General features: G+C 66.1%; 19 protein-coding genes and 1 pseudogene. 14 read left to right on the top strand and 6 right to left on the bottom strand.

The features are described from left to right. Window positions 1–85: 85 nt before the first annotated feature. Complete coding sequence (locus QF036_RS03405; protein WP_307099251.1) at window positions 86–898, top strand: putative protein N(5)-glutamine methyltransferase; 813 nt, start codon at window positions 86–88, stop codon at window positions 896–898. A 379-nt stretch (window positions 899–1,277) separates the two neighbouring features. On the opposite strand, the gene QF036_RS03410 is transcribed toward QF036_RS03405, so the two are convergent. The 3 genes from QF036_RS03410 to QF036_RS03420 form a co-directional block, all read right to left on the bottom strand. Continuing rightward, a complete protein-coding gene (locus QF036_RS03410; RefSeq protein ID WP_307099253.1) occupies window positions 1,278–1,760 on the bottom strand; it encodes a hypothetical protein in 483 nt (160 codons plus the stop codon). A 112-nt stretch (window positions 1,761–1,872) separates the two neighbouring features. Further along, window positions 1,873–2,136, bottom strand: coding sequence for a GlsB/YeaQ/YmgE family stress response membrane protein (locus QF036_RS03415; protein ID WP_214845850.1), 264 nt, complete (start codon window positions 2,134–2,136; stop codon window positions 1,873–1,875). Window positions 2,137–2,283: 147 nt separating this feature from the next. After that, window positions 2,284–3,114, bottom strand: a complete 831-nt coding sequence (locus QF036_RS03420; RefSeq protein WP_307099255.1) for an aldo/keto reductase — start codon at window positions 3,112–3,114, stop codon at window positions 2,284–2,286. A 166-nt stretch (window positions 3,115–3,280) separates the two neighbouring features. Here QF036_RS03420 and QF036_RS03425 point away from each other — a divergent pair, with 166 nt between their 5' ends. The 3 genes from QF036_RS03425 (at window position 3,281) to QF036_RS03435 (ending at window position 4,709) form a co-directional block, all read left to right on the top strand. Beyond that, window positions 3,281–3,997 (top strand): CDP-alcohol phosphatidyltransferase family protein, encoded by a 717-nt coding sequence (locus QF036_RS03425; RefSeq protein ID WP_307099257.1) that lies wholly within the window; start codon window positions 3,281–3,283, stop codon window positions 3,995–3,997. Window positions 3,998–4,131: 134 nt separating this feature from the next. Beyond that, window positions 4,132–4,341 (top strand): hypothetical protein, encoded by a 210-nt coding sequence (locus QF036_RS03430; protein WP_307099259.1) that lies wholly within the window; start codon window positions 4,132–4,134, stop codon window positions 4,339–4,341. A gap of 176 nt (window positions 4,342–4,517) precedes the next feature. Next, window positions 4,518–4,709 (top strand): hypothetical protein, encoded by a 192-nt coding sequence (locus QF036_RS03435; protein ID WP_307099261.1) that lies wholly within the window; start codon window positions 4,518–4,520, stop codon window positions 4,707–4,709. A 64-nt stretch (window positions 4,710–4,773) separates the two neighbouring features. Here QF036_RS03435 and QF036_RS03440 read toward each other — a convergent pair whose 3' ends face one another. Together QF036_RS03440 and QF036_RS03445 are read right to left on the bottom strand one after the other, a co-directional pair. Continuing rightward, window positions 4,774–4,986 (bottom strand): dodecin, encoded by a 213-nt coding sequence (locus tag QF036_RS03440; RefSeq protein ID WP_307099263.1) that lies wholly within the window; start codon window positions 4,984–4,986, stop codon window positions 4,774–4,776. 75 nt (window positions 4,987–5,061) lie between these two features. Beyond that, a complete protein-coding gene (locus QF036_RS03445; protein WP_307099265.1) occupies window positions 5,062–5,763 on the bottom strand; it encodes a FadR/GntR family transcriptional regulator in 702 nt (233 codons plus the stop codon). A 153-nt stretch (window positions 5,764–5,916) separates the two neighbouring features. Here QF036_RS03445 and QF036_RS03450 point away from each other — a divergent pair, with 153 nt between their 5' ends. The 6 genes from QF036_RS03450 to QF036_RS03475 all read left to right on the top strand — a co-directional run bounded on the left by QF036_RS03450 (window position 5,917) and on the right by QF036_RS03475 (window position 11,554). After that, window positions 5,917–7,392, top strand: coding sequence for a four-carbon acid sugar kinase family protein (locus QF036_RS03450; protein ID WP_307099267.1), 1,476 nt, complete (start codon window positions 5,917–5,919; stop codon window positions 7,390–7,392). Window positions 7,393–7,414: 22 nt separating this feature from the next. Beyond that, window positions 7,415–8,323 carry an NAD(P)-dependent oxidoreductase gene (locus QF036_RS03455; RefSeq protein WP_307099268.1) on the top strand — a complete coding sequence of 303 codons (909 nt, stop codon included), beginning with the start codon at window positions 7,415–7,417 and terminating at the stop codon, window positions 8,321–8,323. Continuing rightward, window positions 8,323–9,192, top strand: coding sequence for a class II fructose-bisphosphate aldolase (locus QF036_RS03460; protein WP_307099270.1), 870 nt, complete (start codon window positions 8,323–8,325; stop codon window positions 9,190–9,192). The genes QF036_RS03455 and QF036_RS03460 overlap by 1 nt, the downstream gene beginning before the upstream one ends. A 140-nt stretch (window positions 9,193–9,332) precedes the next feature. Then, a complete protein-coding gene (locus QF036_RS03465; RefSeq protein WP_307099272.1) occupies window positions 9,333–10,646 on the top strand; it encodes an acyltransferase family protein in 1,314 nt (437 codons plus the stop codon). Further along, window positions 10,643–10,996, top strand: coding sequence for a GNAT family N-acetyltransferase (locus QF036_RS03470; RefSeq protein ID WP_307099273.1), 354 nt, complete (start codon window positions 10,643–10,645; stop codon window positions 10,994–10,996). Before QF036_RS03465 ends, QF036_RS03470 begins: the two co-directional genes overlap by 4 nt. 228 nt (window positions 10,997–11,224) lie before the next feature. Then, entirely contained in the window at window positions 11,225–11,554 is a 330-nt protein-coding gene (locus QF036_RS03475) for a hypothetical protein (protein ID WP_307099275.1), read from the top strand. A 22-nt stretch (window positions 11,555–11,576) separates the two neighbouring features. Here the strand turns inward: QF036_RS03475 and QF036_RS03480 are convergent, their stop codons facing one another. Continuing rightward, entirely contained in the window at window positions 11,577–11,825 is a 249-nt protein-coding gene (locus QF036_RS03480; protein ID WP_307099277.1) for a hypothetical protein, read from the bottom strand. A 402-nt stretch (window positions 11,826–12,227) separates the two neighbouring features. Here QF036_RS03480 and QF036_RS03485 point away from each other — a divergent pair, with 402 nt between their 5' ends. The 4 genes and pseudogenes from QF036_RS03485 to QF036_RS03500 all read left to right on the top strand — a co-directional run bounded on the left by QF036_RS03485 (window position 12,228) and on the right by QF036_RS03500 (window position 17,634). Next, window positions 12,228–13,865, top strand: a complete 1,638-nt coding sequence (locus QF036_RS03485; protein ID WP_307099278.1) for a pyridoxal phosphate-dependent decarboxylase family protein — start codon at window positions 12,228–12,230, stop codon at window positions 13,863–13,865. Then, window positions 13,862–15,232 (top strand): lysine N(6)-hydroxylase/L-ornithine N(5)-oxygenase family protein, encoded by a 1,371-nt coding sequence (locus tag QF036_RS03490; protein ID WP_307099280.1) that lies wholly within the window; start codon window positions 13,862–13,864, stop codon window positions 15,230–15,232. Before QF036_RS03485 ends, QF036_RS03490 begins: the two co-directional genes overlap by 4 nt. Continuing rightward, window positions 15,229–15,801 (top strand): GNAT family N-acetyltransferase, encoded by a 573-nt coding sequence (locus tag QF036_RS03495; RefSeq protein WP_307099282.1) that lies wholly within the window; start codon window positions 15,229–15,231, stop codon window positions 15,799–15,801. Before QF036_RS03490 ends, QF036_RS03495 begins: the two co-directional genes overlap by 4 nt. Beyond that, window positions 15,798–17,634 (top strand): annotated as a pseudogene (locus QF036_RS03500) (IucA/IucC family protein). Before QF036_RS03495 ends, QF036_RS03500 begins: the two are co-directional and overlap by 4 nt. Window position 17,635 lies beyond the last annotated feature (1 nt).

Here is a 17,635-nt window from a genome sequence, read left to right on the forward strand (position 1 = left end):
TTCTTCCTGCCCGCCGCCCTACCGACCGCCAAGGTTAGGCGGACGTATGCACGGAGCGCCCATCATTCAACCGAAGGACGCCTCCATGCCTGTTCAATCACCGCTTTCCCGCTCCACCGTCATCAGCAGACTGCGCGCCGCCGGCTGTGTCTTTGCCGAGGACGAAGCGGACCTCCTCCTTTCTGCCAGCCTGGCCCCCAATGAGCTGCTCAACGCCGTGCAGCGGCGAGTCGATGGGTTTCCGCTGGAGCATATTCTCGGCTGGGCCGAGTTTTGCTGTTTGCGGATCAGGGTCGAGCCAGGCGTTTTTGTGCCGCGCCGCCGGACGGAACTGCTGGTCTGCGAGGCTGCCGCGCTCCTTGGCGCAGCGTCCACAGGCTCACCGCCGTCGACCCCTCCGGTTGTTGTAGACCTGTGTTGCGGCTCCGGAGCAGTAGGTACCGCGTTGGCGGCCCTCGTGCCCGGCATTGAGGTGCACGCCTCCGACGTCGACCCTGCTGCGGTGCGTTGCGCCGGCCTCAACATCGTGCCGGTGGGCGGTGCGGTCCACGAGGGCGACCTCTACTCGGCGCTGCCGGCCCGGCTCAGGGGCAACGTTGAGATCCTGGCGGTAAATGCGCCGTATGTGCCCACCGCTTCAATCAGCAGCATGCCCCATGAAGCCCGCGTGCACGAGCCACGGGTGTCGCTCGACGGAGGACCCGACGGGCTCGACATCCAGCGCCGTGTCATCGCAGAAGCAGCCGTGTGGCTCAGCCCCGGCGGGCACCTTCTCATCGAAACGAGCCGGCGGCAGGCTCCCGTTACTGCAGCGGCCATGATCAGTGGGGGACTGAGCCCGCGGATCGCCACGTCAGCCGAACTGGACGCGACAGCGGTGATTGGGAAGCTGTTGTAGGTCGCGCTGCTTCCAGGTCAGGTATTGCCAGCGCCGGGACGCTTCGCTGGCTGACGCCAGGGCGGCCGTTCCGGCGCGGCGGTGGAAACGGGGCGTGCGGTGGCAAAAGCGGAGCCGGGCCCGGCTAAGCCCGGCGGCAGCACCGCCGTCGGACGAAGATGCGTCCGCAACGGCGGTGCCCGATCCGGCAGAAGCCGGACGTCCGGAAGCGGGGATGCCATGCAGCAGGGCGGCAGTCAGGCCGGGCAGTGTTGCCCGGCCTGACATACTGTCTGCGTTTTCCCCGGTGGCTTCCATAGAAAAAACATTGTCAGAGGGGTCTGACATTTTGTTTTTTGCCCACACCCGGGATGCAGGCTCAAGCAGCCAACTCTGGGAGTTACTGCTTGTCCGGATTTACATTCGTGGCGGCGCCGGCGGGAGTGGCTCCGCCCTCGTCCGACCAATCCTTCCCCGTGCTGTCGTTGAGTGCCGGATCGGACTCCACATCCGAGGTTCCGAGGTTGACCGTATCCGGGTGGGTGCTGTGGGCGGGCACGTGGCCGCTGTCTGCCGAGGTACCGGCTGCAGACGCAGTGCCGGCAGAAGCGGTGCCGGCGTCACCCGGCTTCGGCGTATCGTGGTGCATGGCCGAGCTGAGGACAGTTCCTGCCCGGCGCGCGGCTTCGGCCAGCTGGTCACCGACCTCAGGGGCCTTTTCCTTGACGGCTTCAGTTGCTGCCGTCACCTTGTCCTGGACCGGCTTGCTGTCCCAGATGCCTGCGGCCCGTGCTTTGAGCTTGTCGTAAGCTGCCCGGCCGGACCTGGATCCGAGCACGTAGCCTGCAGCGATTCCGGCGCCGAAGAGAAGCTTGGATTTCATGATGATCTCCTACTCGTGAGGGGGATCTGTACGAATTAATTCGGCCCGGTGGGCCTGGGGTGGGAAACCGGCTCCGGGAACTTTCCCGGAGCCGGTTCCGGCACTGTTCGGCCTAGTGGGCCGAGCGCTTGGTAATCATGCCGTAGACCAGCAGGACGATAAGTGCGCCACCGATCGCCAGCAGCCATGTGGACAGCGAGAAGAACTCGTTGATACCCACATTGAAGAGCGCGCTGCCGATGAAGCCGCCGAGAATCGCGCCGACCACACCGAGCAGAAGCGTGATGAAGATGCCGCCGCCCTGCCGGCCGGGGAGGATGGCCTTAGCAATGGCTCCAGCAATGAGGCCCAGAATCAGAAATGCAAAAAAACCCATTTTTTATCGTTCCTTCTTCAGCTAAAGGAGTTACCCGGATTGCCGGGTACGCTTCGTCCTTCTCCCCAATACTAAACATGCTTACTATTTTTCTTCCAGTCGCCCTCCGGTAAGGAGCGGCCGACAAAGCAAACGCCCGACCGGGCGTCAGTGGCCCTGGACGTCGGAATTGACGCCCGCCTCGGGCCCCTCATCGAGGGTGCTAATAGCGGTCAGGTCCTCCTCATCCAACGCGAAATCGAAGACGTCAATGTTCTCCGTCATCCGCTGCGGATCGGCGGACTTGGGGATGGCCACCAGCCCCTGCTGGACGTGCCAGCGCAGCACCACCTGGCTCACCGTCCGCCCATGTTTGCTGGCGATTCGGCTCAGAACGGGCGCGGACAGGAGGCCCGATCCTGCACCCAGCGGGCTGTACGATTCGGTGGCGATCCCGTGCCGCTCGTTGTAGGCGCAGTCCGCGGAGCGGGTCACGGACGGGTTGAGCTGGATCTGGTTCACGGCCGGTACAACGTCGGTCTCCCACATGAGCTTTTCCAGGTGGGCGGGCTTGAAGTTGGATACGCCGATCGACCGGACTTTCCCTTCGGCCTGCAGCCGCTCAAAGGTCTTCCATGTGGAGATGAAATCTCCGCGGCGGGGGAGCGGCCAGTGGATCAGCAGCAAGTCCACATAGTCCAGGTTCAGGCGCTTCAGCGCGCCTTCAAGGCCGGCCACGGCCAGATCCCCACCCTGGAATTCCCCGTCCAGCTTGGTGGTGATGAAGAACTCCGCCCGGTCCAGGCCGCTGGCTCGGATTCCGGATCCGACGCCGGCCTCGTTCCCGTATCGCACGGCCGTATCGATATGCCGGTACCCGGCTTCCGCAGCCCGTACGACGGCGTCACTCACCTCCCGGTCATTCAGCGGCCAGGTGCCAAGGCCGATTTGGGGTATCCGGTTGCCGTCGTTCAGCTCGATGACTGGTGCGAGTGCCATGCGGAAGAGTCTTTCCTATCGGGGGCTGTTTGCCCAGACCCCGGTTGCCGGCTTGAGCGCCCGTGTTGCTATCTTCCGAGGTCAGCCCGGGAATGCTTACGGGCCGCCTGTTGTTACGATGAGCGCAGGGAGGCACATGCAGGTCTTGCTCGGTAGGCGCGCTCTGGTGGACGTAGCCGTTGCCATGGCTGCTTTCCTTGTGTCCGGGACTTGGCTCCTGACCGCTACGGGTGCCGGGGCACCGCACTTCCTTGCCGCGATAGGTGCCGGGGTGGCGGTAGTGGGAAATGCTGCGGCTTCCGTGGTCAACCGCAAACCCCGGCTGACCACGGCCGCGGACCGCATTACCCTGATTCGTGCTGTCCTGGTGGCGTGCTGTGCGGCGGCAACGGTTCCGCCGTTGTTCAGCGGAAACGGACCCGGCATACCGGTGGTCGTGCTGGGTGCGGCGGCTTTTCTTCTTGACGCGGTGGACGGGGCCGTTGCACGGCGGTTTGCCTGCGTGAGCCCCGCGGGAGGTCGGCTGGACGTCCAGACCGACGCAGCGCTGGTCCTCGTGCTGTCGTGCGCAGCTGCACCTGTGGTCGGTCCCTGGGTGCTGGCCATCGGACTCATGTGGTACGCCTTCGTTGCCGCCGGATGGATCAGGCCTGAACTGAAACGAATGCTGCCCGTTAAAAGACTGCGCAAGGTTATCGGCGCCTACCAGCCCTTCGCCCTGCTGCTGGCACTCACGCCCGGAACACCCGGTGGAATCGGCATGGCTGCCGTTGTCCTGGCGCTCGCGGCGCTGGTGGCCTCGTTTGGCCGGGACGTCGTCGAACTGGAGCAAGGCCACCGCAAGTTGACCGGCCGCCACTCCAGGACTGAATTGGTGAACTGACGGCTACTGGTGAACTGACGACGCCGGCCCCTGCCGACGGGCTTGGTGCTCTGGACTAACCATGGCGGCGCTGGTAATCCTTGGAGTGGCCTGGCCGGAAAAGTCGGCCCTTCCAACAGCTAAGGATCCAGACCATGAGCGAAACGCCCGCCGATCCGGAGCAGAACCCGACGGACCAGCCCGAGGGAGGTTCACCCAAGGGATTCCCGTTCGACCCCAGCCAGGACCCGCCCCTGGAGGAGCCGGCAGTTCCGCACCAGGACACCCCGGGGCCACCCACCGGACGGGACGGCGAACCTGATGAGCCGGCGCTGGAGGATCCACAGCGGCCGCCCTCCCGCTAGCAACTGCCCCCTAGCAACCGCCCGCGAGCAACCGCCCGCGCCCCGGCGCTGGCCTGTGCTGATGCCCAGCCGGAGGGAAGGATTCTAGACATTCGTCCATTGGGCGCGTTTGGCGCGTTTCCTAGCCTTGGAGGAGAACCTCTCCCAGCCCTCCGACCCAAGGATGACCTTCAACGATGAAACGCATCGCACTGCTTCGGGAACGCTACACACCGTCCGCTTCGACCGGAACGCACTGCCCGGCGTCGGGAATGTGGGCCCCCGCCGACTCGCCGGACGAGGCGCACGCCTTCTTTGAAGGGCAGGTATTTCCCGCGTTCCGCGGCATGCCCACAGTGTGGCGCCGGAGGGTTGCCGGCCAGGATTAAACAAATGATGCGGCGCCGGCTGAACGACAGCCGGCGCCGCATTACTTGTTCCGCTGCCGCGGGGTCAGTCCCGCTCCAGGCGGAATCCAAGCTTGAGGGTGACCTGCCAGTCCGCCACCTGGCCGTTCTCGAGATGGCCGCGGATCTCTTTGACCTCGAACCAGTCCAGGTTGCGCAGGGTCTTTGAGGCGTCGGAAATGCCGTTGCGGACGGCCGCGTCGACGCCTTCGGTCGAGGTTCCGACAATTTCAGAAATGCTGTAGGTGTTATTAGACATCTTCGCTCCTCGTGATCGGCATCGATACCCGGCTGCGGGCCGTTCCTGCAGAGTATCGGACGAGGCGCCCGGGAACTAGGCTTCCAGCACGTAGCTTCTGAGGTCGTCGAGGGTCTGCTGCATGTGGGCGTCCATGGCGTTGCGTGCCTGCTGCGGATCGCGGGCAGCCAGGGCCCCGAAAATGTTCTGGTGGTGCCCGATCGCATGCTCCTGGATATCAGGCACCTTCGAGGTTTCGGTCCGCCCCTTTTCGAGGACGCGGTGCAGCGGTTCGAAGAGGACTGCCACGAAGACGTTCTCGGATGCTTGCAGAATCTGGTCATGGAATGCCAGGTCCGCGGCAACGAAGCTCGCCACGTCGTTGGCCTGGTGCGCCTTCCGCATGTCCGCCACGCAGTCCCGAAGACCATCAAGCTCGGCGTCCGTGATGCGCTGGGCCGCCAGCTCGCAGGCGCCTGTTTCCAGCATCCGGCGCAGCTCGATCAGCTGGATCGCGGCGGCCGCCCCGTTTTGGCCCTCGGAGGCGGCCCGGAGCACTGCCTCGAGGGACGACCAGCGGTTCAGCGGGTTCACGAACGTGCCGCGGCCGCGTTCCACGCTGAGGATGCGCTGCGCCTCAAGCGTCTTCATCGCCTCCCGCACCGTCATGCGGCTGACGTCGTGCCGTGCGCTGAGTTCGAGCTCTCCCGGCACGCTGCTGCCCGGCGGAAACTCGCCGGAGATGATGCGGTCAAGGAGTTCGTCGGCGACGACGCCCACCAATGATTTGCGTGCCATTTCTTCCGTTCAGCGTCTGCGGCTTACAGCCGTGAAGTCTGCAAAAGTGTACTTGCGCACGTGCTGTGCGTTATGCCACACTAGCACCAGACGCAAGATGTCTGACATCTGACAAATCATCCGCAAGACAGTTTCGACACAACGGAGTGCACAGTGCCCCTCGAATCCGACGTCCTGGCCGCCTTTCCCGCCGAGCTCCAGATCCCCGCCCGGCAGGTTGCCGATGCCGTCGCGGCCACGGCCGCAACGACCCCGCGCGTCCTCGTGGTGCTCGACGACGACCCCACCGGCACGCAGTCGGTGGCGGATCTCCCTGTGCTCACCCGCTGGGAAGTCGAGGACTTCCAGTGGGCTCTGCATCAGGGTAAGCCCGCCGTGTACGTGCTGACCAACACCCGCAGCCTCGACCCGGAAGAAGCAGCCGCCCGCAACGAAGAGGTGGTTCGCAACGCCCTGGCCGCTGCCCGCGACGGCGAGGGAGAGGTCCGGCTCGGCTTTGTGAGCCGCAGCGACTCGACCCTCCGCGGCCACTTCCCCCTGGAGCCGGACGTCATCGCCGCTACGGTGGCGGCCGAAAGCGGAGAGGCCACCGACGGCGTCGTGATGGTTCCCGCATTTCCCGACGCCGGCCGCATCACCATTGGCGGTGTCCACTACACGCGCGGGCCGGAGACCGGCCAGCTGACCCCCGTTGCCGAGACCGAATTCGCCAAGGATGCCACCTTCGGCTTCGCCAATTCCGAGATGGCCAAGTACGTCGAAGAGAAGTCGCAGGGGCGGTTTGCCGCAGACTCCGTGATCGTGCTGGACCTGAACATTATCCGCGCCGGTTCCGCCACCGGGCAGGCTGAGGTGTCGGCCAAGGCAATTGCTGACGCCATCGAGCCGGCCACGCAGTCCACGCCCATCGTGGTGGACATCGTCACGGAAAACGACATGCGCGCCCTGGCCCTCGGGCTGGAAGAGGCCGAGCGCCGCGGCAAGAAGCTGCTCTACCGGGTTGGCCCGCCGTTCATGCGCGCACGGATCGGCCAGGACATCCGGACCGAGCTCAGCGGCGAGGAAGCCTACGCGGGCAACACCCCGTCCGAAGCCGGCGGCCTGATCGTGGTCGGCTCGCATGTGGGCGTGACCACCAGGCAGCTCAAGGTGCTCACCGACCGGCACAGCAGTGCGCGCATTGTGGAGATCGACGTCGAAAAGCTCCTGGGCGAGGATGCGCCCGCCTACCTCGACCGGACGGTGGATGACGTGGTGGAGGCACTGCGCAGCGGCGACGTCATCGTCCACACCAGCCGCCTGCTCATCAAGACCGATGACCCGGCCGAAAGCCTGCGGATCGCGCGCACCGTGTCCGCCGCCGTCGTCGCCGTAGTGAACCGGACGCTGAAGACTTTCCCGCCGCGGTTCGTCATCGCCAAGGGCGGCATCACCTCCTCGGATGTTGCCGCGCACGGGCTGGAGATCCGGCACGCGATCGTCCGCGGGCCCATGCTGCCCGGCATCGTGAGCCTGTGGGAGCCGGTAGACGGCCCGGCCAAGGGGATCCCGTACATCGTTTTTGCCGGCAACGTCGGTGACGACGAGTCGCTCGCCCAGGTCACCAGCAAGCTCAGCAACACCTTCTAAGCAATTCAACGGAGAACTCACCATGACCTCGAATTACAAAGTCACCGTCCTCGGCCTGGGGGCCATGGGCCTGCCCATGGCCACCCGCCTCGCCAGCCAGCTGACCGTCCACGGATTCGACATCGCCGAACCGCGCCTGCGCCTCGCCGAAGAAGCCGGCGTGAAGACCTTCGCTTCAGCGCGGGACGCCGCCCAGGACACTGACGCCCTCCTGCTCGCCGTGCGCAACAGCGAACAGCTCGACGATGTTCTGTTCGGCGGGAACGGCGTGGCCTCGGTACTGAAGCCGGGCGCCGTCGTCATCCTGACCAGCACCGTGGGCACCGAGGCGATTCCGTCCACCGTCGCGCGCCTGGCCGAGTTCGGCGTCGGGCTCGTGGACGCCCCGCTGTCCGGCGGCCCGAAGCGTGCAGGCGAGGGCGACCTGCTGATCGTCGTCGGAGCCGAACCCACGGCGCTGGAATCTGCGCGTCCGGTCCTTGAGCTGCTCGCATCGACGCTGACCGTCGTGGGCGACAAACCCGGTGACGGCCAGGCGCTGAAGACAGTCAACCAGTTGCTGTGCGGTATCCACATCGCGGCCGCCGCTGAGGCAATGGCGCTGGCCGACGCGCTGGGCCTGGACCAGGCGAAGACCCTGGCCGCGCTGGAGGCGGGAGCGGCGGGCTCGTTCATGCTGTCCAACCGCGGACCGCGCATCCTGGAGGCCTACACGGAGGAGGGCGCCGAGGTGCTCAGCCGCCTGGACATCTTCGTCAAGGACATGGGCATCGTGGGCAAGGCCACGCGCAGTGCTGGCCTGGCGACCCCCGTTGCCGCCGCCGCCGAGCAGCTGTACCTGCTGGGCCAGGCCCACGGGCTGGCCGCCGCTGACGACTCCGCCGTCATCAAGGTTGTTGCCCCCACCAAGCGCACCGTCGGGGAAGGCTGATGCGGGCACAACTCGACGAGCTGGTGGTATCCGCCCTCAAACGGGGGTCGGCCGTGCCGGCGTTCACCTGCTACGACTTCACCACGGCCCTCGCGGTGGTGAGCGCCGCGGAGGAAGCAAAGCGCGGCGTCATCCTGCTGGTGGCACCCAAAACCGCCGCAACAGCCAACGGGCTCCGGCTCATCGCCGCGCTCCGGGGCCTGGCCGATGATGCGTCCGTGCCGGTTGCCGTGCAGCTCGACCACGCGACAGACCTTGACGTCATTTCCGCCGGCGTCGCCGCGGGGGCCGACTCCGTCCTGGCGGACGGTTCGGCGCTGCCGTACGAGGACAACATTGCCTTGGTGTGCGCAGTGCGTTCCGCGCTCGAAGCCCAAGGGCATGCCGGCGTGGTCCTGGAGGCTGAACTCGGCGGCCTGGCCGGCGACGAGGACAAGGCCTTCGGCGCGGAGGGCGACGGGGCGGGCAACGAGGTTGCCGGGCTCACCGACTCCGCCCAGGTGGAGGACTTCGTGGCACGGACGGGCGCGCAGCTGCTCGCGGTGGCGGTGGGCAACGTCCATGGGAAGTACAAGGGCGAGCCGCGGCTGCGCTGGGACGTCCTGCAGGACATTGCCGTGCGCACGCACATCCCGCTGGTGCTTCATGGCGCCTCGGGCATTCCGGCGGACGAGCTGGCCAAGGCGCCCGCCATGAACGTGGGCAAGGTCAACTTCAACACCGAACTCCGCACCGGCGTCCTCGCCACGCTCGAGCAACAGCTTCCCGCGCACCGGGCAGACGGCGAAAACCTGCAGGGACTCTTGAGCCGGTGGAACGCCGCCGCGAAGGATTTCGGCACGAGCACGCTGGCAATCCTCAGCCGCTGACTGGAGTTTTTGTACACGCATCGCGGGTTCGGGGGCCTTTAGGGGCCAATAAGTGGACAAAGACTCGAGGCCGCCACTTGTGGGGCAAGTTGGCGCACAATGGAAACTACAACGACGTAAGCGAGTTCCAGTGGGGCGCCATGAAGAATTCCACGGAGCCGGCGGCAGGAAAGGACATGGCCGGGACCGCCCGCGACCTGGCCATCGATCTCGCGCGCTTCGTCTGCCTGGCCCTTGTGGTGGTGGGGCACTGCATGATGACCAGCCCGGTACTGCATCCCGACGGCACCGTCACCACCGAAAACACCCTGGCCGAGCAGGACTGGTTCGAGCCGGTCATCTGGGTCTTCATGGTGATGCCGCTGTTCTTTGTGGCCGGGGGCATCACCGGGATTCAGTCCTGGCGGCGTATGCAGGCACGCGGCGGTAGCGGCCTTGAGTTCATCCAGTCCCGGCTGCTGCGCCTGGTCCGGCCGGCGGCGGCCCTGCTGGCGGTGATGTTCGTTGGCCTGTGGGGTGCGCTGCTGGCCGGTGTGGATCCGCAGGTGGTGCAGCTGCTGGCCAGCGGGGCCGGGATGCCGCTGTGGTTCCTCGCGGCCTATCTGGCGGCCCAGCTGAACATTCCGCTCCTGGTACGGCTGCACCGGCGTGCCCCGTGGCTGACGCTTCTGGGGCTGGTGGCGCTCGTGGTGACGGTGGACTGCTTCCGCGGCGCTTTCCCGACGTTCGCTTACATCAACATGGTGTTCGTCTGGTGCGCCGTGCAGCAACTCGGGTTCTTCATGGCCGACGGCTGGCTGGACCGGTGGAGGGGCTCCCAGCTGGTGGGGCTGATCGCCGCCTGCAACCTGGTGATGGTTGTCCTGGTGGTGCTGGGCCTGTACCGGGACAACATGCTGGTGAACCTGAATCCGCCCAACCTCAGCCTGGTCCTGCTGGGCGTCTCGCAGGCGGCGGTGCTGCAGCTCACCCGGCCCTTGCTGAACGCACTCGCCGCCGTGCGCTGGATCGGTGCAGTGGTGGCTGTTGCAGGCCGCCACGCGATGACGGTCTACCTGTGGCACCTGCCGCTGCTGGCCGCCATGACCGGGCTGCTCCTGCTGACCGACTTTCCCCAACCCGCCTCGGGCACGGCTGAATGGTGGTGGTCGCGTCCACTCGTTTTCCTCGGCGTGGTCCTCCTCCTGCTGCCCGCGGTTCTCCTGTTCGGGCGGCTTGAGGAACGGCCGACGCCGGCCATGCACTCACGCGGCCGGGCACCGGCCGCCGTGGTGACCGCCGTCGTCGTCGTTGTTGTCCCGGTGGCCGACGCCGCCGTCAACGGCCTGACGCTGGGACTCCTTGGCGGCGGTGCCGCCTGCTTTGCGATGGCTGTGCTGCTGCTGGGGCGCGTTCCCGCCCGCGGCACTCGACCATTGCCAGCACAGCCATTAAGTGCCAATGTCGAACCATGACGGAGAACACGGCAGCCACCGAGGACCATTTCACCCCGGACGTCACCACGTTCCGGAACGATGCGCTCCACCGCTACGAACTGCACGTGGGGGGAAAGCTGGCGGTGGAAGTCAGGTTCGAAGACAAGCCTGGGCACGTGGATTTCATCCACACCCAGACGTCCGAGCAGTTCCAGGGCCACGGCCTGGCCAAGGTGCTCATCCACTTTGCCCTCGACGATGTTGTGGCATCGGGTAAACGGATCATTCCGCATTGCCCCTTTACCGCCCGCTACCTGCGCAAACACGAGGTGTACACGCAGTGCATCGACTGGCCTGAGGCGGCCGCGCCCAAGCTTCTCGGCACCTGACGGGCGCCCAAGCCGGCACCGTCCCCGCGGCACTTGTGAGCCGCGATACTTGTGGGCCGCGGGACATTTCCGTACGATCGGGCAAGGCTATGCAGTTGGCCTTTGGACTCTCTTTCTGGGGATCTTTTTGAATCACAACTGCGTGGTGCCGGTGCGGGTCGAGTACTCCCGGCACGTCTCTTCCGGCCTCCGCGTGCCCGCCTGCCTGGTCCCGGCGGGGGCAGGGCGATGACTGATGAAATCTTGACTGACCCGGCGCTGAGCGACCGTGCCATGACAGGCGACCGTGCGATGGCAGACGAAGAACTGCGCCGTCACCTGGAGGGATGCCTGGACGAGGCCGTGGACCCGGCTGCAACCCTGGCTGCGGTGCCGGACGCGGAGCTGGCCCGGCTCGCGGACGGGCTGTACCGGCATTTGGACACGCCCAGCCCTGCCTTCGGCGCCCGGTTCTGGTACGTCCAGGTCACCGAGGAACTCAGGCGGCGCCGCCTTCGCCCGTCCCGCCCGGGCGCCGCTCCGGTGGACCCGGTGGCAAGCGAGGCCCCCGCCGGGTAGGTGCATTCGCGCTGGGTGGGGATTACGACGGCGGGGGCTGCTTGGCGCGGTTGCGTTGCCATTGCGCTGCGTGCCAGAAGAGCAGGCCGAGGAATCCAGCGAGGCCGGCGAAAAGCATCTGTGGCGCGAACGTGATCCACATGTAGCTCACGGGCATGACCTGTGACTGGGTGCCTGAGTTCAGTGACTCCTGCGCGAGCGTGAAGACTCCGAAGGGTGACACCAGCAGGATCGCCTCGATCACCCACAGCGCAACGATGAATGGGTTCACGGACAGGCGGCTCCGTTGCGTTGCGGGCTGCCCGGCGCCGGGCCCGTATCCGGTGGGATTTCCCTGCGAATCTACTTCCCGAAAATTTATCGGATCCTGCTCGTAGCCGGACATGTCCCCCTGCTTCCTGCTGCGGTCGACGCCTCGTGCAGAAACTCTACTCCGCCCGTCCCGCCGTGTCCCGGCTGGGCCTCCCGTCCTGACCAGGGCGGGCATTATGTGCGTTTCGGCTGTGCGGCGAAAGTCAATGAACCCGGATAACGGTGAAAAAACCTTGAATCTGCGCGAATTTGGGAAATACATCACACAAGTTTGACTAAAAGGCTCACCTAAGTAAGGCTTACCTTGCTTGGCGCCTGTTGCTGGTGCCTGGTGCATATCACGCCGAAAAAAGGATGATCTATGACGCTGCTGCCCGATGTGGAGGAACCACGCGCGGACTTCGATGCCGGAACTGGCCCTCATGCCCAAAACACGTCTGCCCAAGGCACTTCCCGCCTGGACTTCGGCTCCGGCGTGGAACTCGCGCTCGCGGCCAGCAACCAGCTGTTCAACGCCCGGAATGCGCCGCGCTACGTGGCCCAGGTGCTGCAGGGCGTCAACGCCGTGGCCACCAAACTCGAGCGCACCTCGCAGCCGTTCACCGGCGTCGGCCCGGCCGAGATGAAGCGCCGCGTCGAGGCAGTGGACCTGGAGCGGCCGCTGCCGGACACGGCGGCAGCCCTCGAGGAGCTGCAGCACACCTACCTGCGCGACGCCGTGTACTTCCATGACGCAAAGTACGCCGCCCACCTGAACTGCCCCGTGGTCATTCCCGCCCTCGTGGGCGAGGCAGTGCTTTCGGCCGTGAATTCGTCGATGGACACGTGGGACCAGAGCGCAGGCGCCACCATGATCGAGCGCCGCCTCATCGACTGGACCGCCGAGCGGCTCGGCCTGGGAAGCACGGCCGACGGCGTGTTCACGTCCGGCGGCAGCCAGTCCAACCTGCAGGCGCTGCTCATTGCCCGGAACCACGCGGTGGCCCGGCTGCGGCAGGATCCGGCCAACGAGGGGCTGCGCCTCCCGCTGCTGCTGGAGAAGCTGCGGATCTTCACCTCGGTGGACAGCCACTTCAGCATCCAGAAATCGGCGTCCATGCTGGGACTGGGCTTCGATGCTGTCGTGTCCGTTGCCTGTGCGGCCGACCACCGCATGGATCCGGCCGCGTTGGCCAACGCCCTGGCCACGGCCCACAACGACGGCCTGGTTCCGATGGCCGTTGTGGGTACGGCCGGGACCACGGACTTCGGCGCCGTGGATCCGCTGGCGGAACTGGCCGTCCTGGCCGGAGCCTACGGTGCATGGTTCCATGTTGACGCTGCCTACGGCGGCGGACTCATGGTTTCCAACCGCCACCGCCATCTCCTGGAAGGCATCAGGCTGGCGGACTCCGTCACGGTGGACTTCCACAAGACCTTCTTCCAGCCCGTCAGTTCCAGCGCGCTGCTGGTGCGCGAGGGCGCAATGCTGCGCCACGTCACCTACTACGCCGACTACCTGAACCCGGAAACCGCGGCCCGCGCCGAGATCCCCAACCAGGTGGACAAGAGCATCCAGACCACGCGCCGGTTCGACGCCCTCAAGCTCTGGCTGACGCTCCGCATCATGGGCGCCGATGCCGTGGGTGCGCTGCTCGACGAGGCGATCGACCTGGCGGCCCGCGTGGGCTCAGTTCTCGCAACAGACGACGACTTCGAACTGGCTGCAGAGCCGCAGCTGAGCACGCTGGTCTTCCGGTACCGGCCGCTCACGGCGGACGGGACACGGCTGTCCGAAGACGCGGCCGATGAGCTGAATCCGGCCATCCGCTCAGCCGTGTTCGCGTCGGGCCAGGCCGTCGTGGCAGGCACCAAGGTCGCAGGACGCCACTACCTGAAATTCACGCTCCTTAACGCCGAGGCAACGCTCGAGGATATCGGCGAGATCATCGCCCTGCTCCGAAGTGCGGGCGAGAGCCTGCTGGCCGGGTCGACCGCACGGGCGGAGGCACACGCATGAGCACCTCACCACTTAGCACCTCAGGCGCAGGCCGTATTTACGACTTCGCCGGCATCGGCGTCGGACCCTTCAACCTGGGTCTCGCCGCGCTGAGCGAGCCGATCGAGAGCCTGGAGGGCGTGTTCCTTGAGCGGCGCGAATCCTTCGACTGGCACCCCGGCATGATGCTGGAGCCGGCCCACCTGCAGGTACCGTTCATGGCGGATCTCGTGACCCTGGCGGATCCGACATCACCGTACTCCTTCCTGAACTTCCTCAAGCAGACCGGCAGGCTCTACCGCTTCTACATCCGCGAAAACTTCTACCCGCTGCGGGCCGAGTACAACCAGTACTGCCAGTGGGTGGCCGGCCAGCTGCCGTCGGTCCGGTTTGGCGCGGACGTCACCGACGTGGCGTACGACGGCGGCGTGTACACACTTTCGGTGGACGGCCCCGCGGGGCCGGAGGTGCTTCGTGCGCGCCGGCTGGTGCTCGGCACCGGAACATCGCCCTACGTTCCCGAAGCATGCCGCGGGATTCTGGGTGCGGGGGGACCGGTCCTCCACAACGCGGATTACCTGGCGCGGAAAAGCGAACTCCAACAGCGGCGGAGCATCACCATCGTGGGCAGTGGACAGAGCGCGGCGGAGATCTATTACGAGCTGCTTCAGGACATCGACGTGCACGGGTACCAGCTCAACTGGGTCACCCGCTCGGGGAGGTTCTTCCCGCTGGAGTACACCAAGCTCACCCTCGAGATGACCTCACCGGAGTACGTCGACTATTTCCACAGGCTTCCGCAGGACCGCCGCGACTCACTCATCAAAAACCAAAAGAACCTCTACAAGGGCATCAACTCCGAGCTCATCGACGCGATCTACGACCTCCTCTACACCAAGAGCCTCTCCGGCATGGTGGACACCCGGCTGCTCACGCATTCCGCCGTGACCGGTGCCGGCTGGAACGCCTCCACCGGGTCCCACACCCTGGAGCTGTCCCACGGGGAGCAGGGCGCGGATTATTCGCTGGAGACGGAGGCGGTGGTGCTCGCCACCGGATACGCCTACCGTGAGCCGGCGTTCCTTGCCGGCGTGCAGGAGCGCATTGCCCGCGACAGCGCCGGAAGGTTCGCCGTCCAGCGCACCTACAGCACCGGCGTCGAACCCGGCGAAATCTTCGTGCAGAACGCCGAACTCCACACCCACGGCTTCGTCACGCCGGACCTCGGCATGGCCGCCTACCGGAACTCCTGCATCCTCCGGGACATCCTGGGCCGCGAGGTCTATCCGGTGGAGCGCAGCATTGCTTTCCAGGAGTTCGGAGCGCCCACCGGAGTTGCGCCGGCCGATGCCGCCGGAGTAGCTGCGAAGGCGGAGGTGCCCGCATGAGCTTCACCTTCCGCTGCCTTGACGCAGCCGCCGACGCACCGCTCCTCCACAGCTGGGTCACCCGCCCGTACGCCTCCTTCTGGGGGATGCTGAACGCGTCAGTCGAGGACGTGGTGGAGGAGTATTCGAAGATCCAGTCCAGCGGACACCACCACGCGCTGCTGGGGATCGACGACGGCGTCCCGGCCTTCCTGATGGAGGAGTACCTGCCGGTATCGTCGCCGCTCAACAGCGTCTACGCTGTCCAGCCGGGCGATATCGGCATGCACCTGCTGGTCGCCCCGCCGCAGGGAATGCCGCGTCCGGGGTTCACTGCCGACGTCATGGAGTCGGTCCTGGACCGGCTCTTCCAAAAACCCGGCGTGGAACGCGTGGTGGTGGAACCCGACGCCCGCAACACGAACATCCACGTCCTCAACGCCCGGCTGGGCTTTGAGCCTGCCGGCGAGGTGACCCTTCCGGACAAGCAGGCCCTCCTGAGCTTTTGTACGCGTGAGTCATTCCACTCGGCCCGCGCTGCCCGTTCCCTAACCCCGAAACGCCAATCAACGCAGGAAGCATCACTGTGACCACCCTTGAATTTGCATCTGTCCTGACCGCAGGCAATGCGGCTCCCCACCTCACGCCGGAACGCTGGGCCGCTGCCAACCGGCACCTGGTCCGCAAAGCGCTCGCCGAGTTCTCGCACGAGCGGATCCTCGTCCCGGAACCGACCGGAAACGGCGACGGCGGGTACCGGGTCCGCAGCGACGACGGCACCGTTGAATACCGCTTCTCCGCCCGGATCCTGCAGCTGGACCACTGGTCCGTCGACGCGGCTTCACATTACCTGCAGCCGCGACGGCCAGGACGCCCCGCTGGACGCGCTGCGCTTCATTACTGAACTCTCCGGAACCTTGGGCATCCGCCAGGAAATGCTGCCCATTTACCTCGAGGAGATCAGCAGCACGCTCTCCAGCCATACGTTCAAACAGTGGATGGGCCAGCCGTCGTCGGCCGACCTGGCAGCCGGCGTGACCCGCGGGGCGGACGCAGCCACGGACTTCCAGACGATTGAACGCAGCATGACCGAGGGGCACCCGTGCTTTGTGGCCAACAACGGGCGGCTGGGGTTCGGAATCGGTGACTACCGCGCCTTTGCCCCCGAGGCAGCAGCCCCGGTGCAGCTGGAGTGGATCGCGGTGCACCGCAGCAAGGCGGTCTTCACGTCCAGCGAAGGGCTGGACTACGCCGCCCACCTGGACGCGGAACTGGGGGCAGGCACCCTGGCCTTCTTTGACGCCGAACTCGGCGCCCTCGGCCTGGACCCTGCCCAGTACTTCCTGATGCCCGTGCATCCGTGGCAGTGGGAGAACAAGCTGACGGTCACGTTTGCCGCCGAAATCGCCCAGCGGCACATCGTCCACCTCGGAATCGGGGCCGACAGTTACCAGGCCCAGCAGTCCATCCGCACGTTCTTCAACACCACCTCGCCGGGGAAGACGTACGTCAAAACAGCCATGTCCGTGCTCAACATGGGGTTCATGCGCGGGCTGTCGCCGCAGTACATGAAGGCGACGCCGGCGATCAATGACTGGCTCCAGGACCTGATCTCCCATGACGAGGCACTCCAGGGCCGCGGGCTTGCCATGATCCGTGAAGTGGCGGCCATCGGCTACCACAACGGCTACTACGAGGCAGCCGCTGCGAAGGAGTCGCCTTACCGGAAGATGCTCTCCGCGCTGTGGCGGGAGAGCCCGCTGCCGCTGCTCAAGGACGGCCAGCAGCTGGCCACCATGGCCTCGCTCCTGCACGTCGACGCCGCGGGCAAGCCCATGGTGTCCGCGCTGATCGAGCAGTCCGGGATGGAGCCGGGCGCGTGGCTGCGGCAGTACTTCGAGGCGTACCTCGTCCCGCTGGTGCACTGCCTGTGCCGCTACGAGCTGGCCTTCATGCCCCACGGCGAGAACGTGATTCTGGTCCTCGAGAACGGCGTGCCGGTCCGCGCCGTCATGAAGGACATCGCCGAGGAGATCGTGGTGATGGGGGACAGGCTTGACCTGCCCGAAGCGGTGTCCCGGATCAAGGTGGACATTCCCGACGGCGACAAGGTCCTGACCATCTTCACGGACGTGTTCGACTGCATCTTCCGCTTCCTCGCCGCCCTCCTGGAGGAAGACGGCGTGCTCAGCGGCGAGGAGTTCTGGCGCACCGCCGCGGCAACGGTTCGCGGCTACCAGGCGGAGCACCCGGAACTCGCGGACCAGTTTGCCCGCCACGATTTGTTCGCCCCGGACTTCGAACTGTCCTGCCTGAACCGGCTGCAGCTGCGCAACAACCAGCAGATGCTGGACCTGGCTGACCCGTCCGGGGGCCTGCAGAAGGCGGGACGGCTCGCGAATCCGCTGGCCAAATTCGCCTGAA

Source organism: Arthrobacter globiformis (assembly GCF_030817195.1).
GTDB classification, from domain to species: domain Bacteria; phylum Actinomycetota; class Actinomycetes; order Actinomycetales; family Micrococcaceae; genus Arthrobacter; species Arthrobacter globiformis_D.

Coding starts and splice junctions, on each gene's coding strand:
- QF036_RS03405 (WP_307099251.1), top strand. CDS start 86: ATGCCTGTTCAATCACCGCTTTCCCGCTCCACCGTCATCAGCAGACTG.
- QF036_RS03410 (WP_307099253.1), bottom strand. CDS start 1,760: ATGAAATCCAAGCTTCTCTTCGGCGCCGGAATCGCTGCAGGCTACGTG.
- QF036_RS03415 (WP_214845850.1), bottom strand. CDS start 2,136: ATGGGTTTTTTTGCATTTCTGATTCTGGGCCTCATTGCTGGAGCCATT.
- QF036_RS03420 (WP_307099255.1), bottom strand. CDS start 3,114: ATGGCACTCGCACCAGTCATCGAGCTGAACGACGGCAACCGGATACCC.
- QF036_RS03430 (WP_307099259.1), top strand. CDS start 4,132: ATGAGCGAAACGCCCGCCGATCCGGAGCAGAACCCGACGGACCAGCCC.
- QF036_RS03435 (WP_307099261.1), top strand. CDS start 4,518: ATGAAACGCATCGCACTGCTTCGGGAACGCTACACACCGTCCGCTTCG.
- QF036_RS03440 (WP_307099263.1), bottom strand. CDS start 4,986: ATGTCTAATAACACCTACAGCATTTCTGAAATTGTCGGAACCTCGACC.
- QF036_RS03445 (WP_307099265.1), bottom strand. CDS start 5,763: ATGGCACGCAAATCATTGGTGGGCGTCGTCGCCGACGAACTCCTTGAC.
- QF036_RS03455 (WP_307099268.1), top strand. CDS start 7,415: ATGACCTCGAATTACAAAGTCACCGTCCTCGGCCTGGGGGCCATGGGC.
- QF036_RS03460 (WP_307099270.1), top strand. CDS start 8,323: ATGCGGGCACAACTCGACGAGCTGGTGGTATCCGCCCTCAAACGGGGG.
- QF036_RS03465 (WP_307099272.1), top strand. CDS start 9,333: ATGAAGAATTCCACGGAGCCGGCGGCAGGAAAGGACATGGCCGGGACC.
- QF036_RS03470 (WP_307099273.1), top strand. CDS start 10,643: ATGACGGAGAACACGGCAGCCACCGAGGACCATTTCACCCCGGACGTC.
- QF036_RS03475 (WP_307099275.1), top strand. CDS start 11,225: ATGACTGATGAAATCTTGACTGACCCGGCGCTGAGCGACCGTGCCATG.
- QF036_RS03485 (WP_307099278.1), top strand. CDS start 12,228: ATGACGCTGCTGCCCGATGTGGAGGAACCACGCGCGGACTTCGATGCC.
- QF036_RS03490 (WP_307099280.1), top strand. CDS start 13,862: ATGAGCACCTCACCACTTAGCACCTCAGGCGCAGGCCGTATTTACGAC.
- QF036_RS03495 (WP_307099282.1), top strand. CDS start 15,229: ATGAGCTTCACCTTCCGCTGCCTTGACGCAGCCGCCGACGCACCGCTC.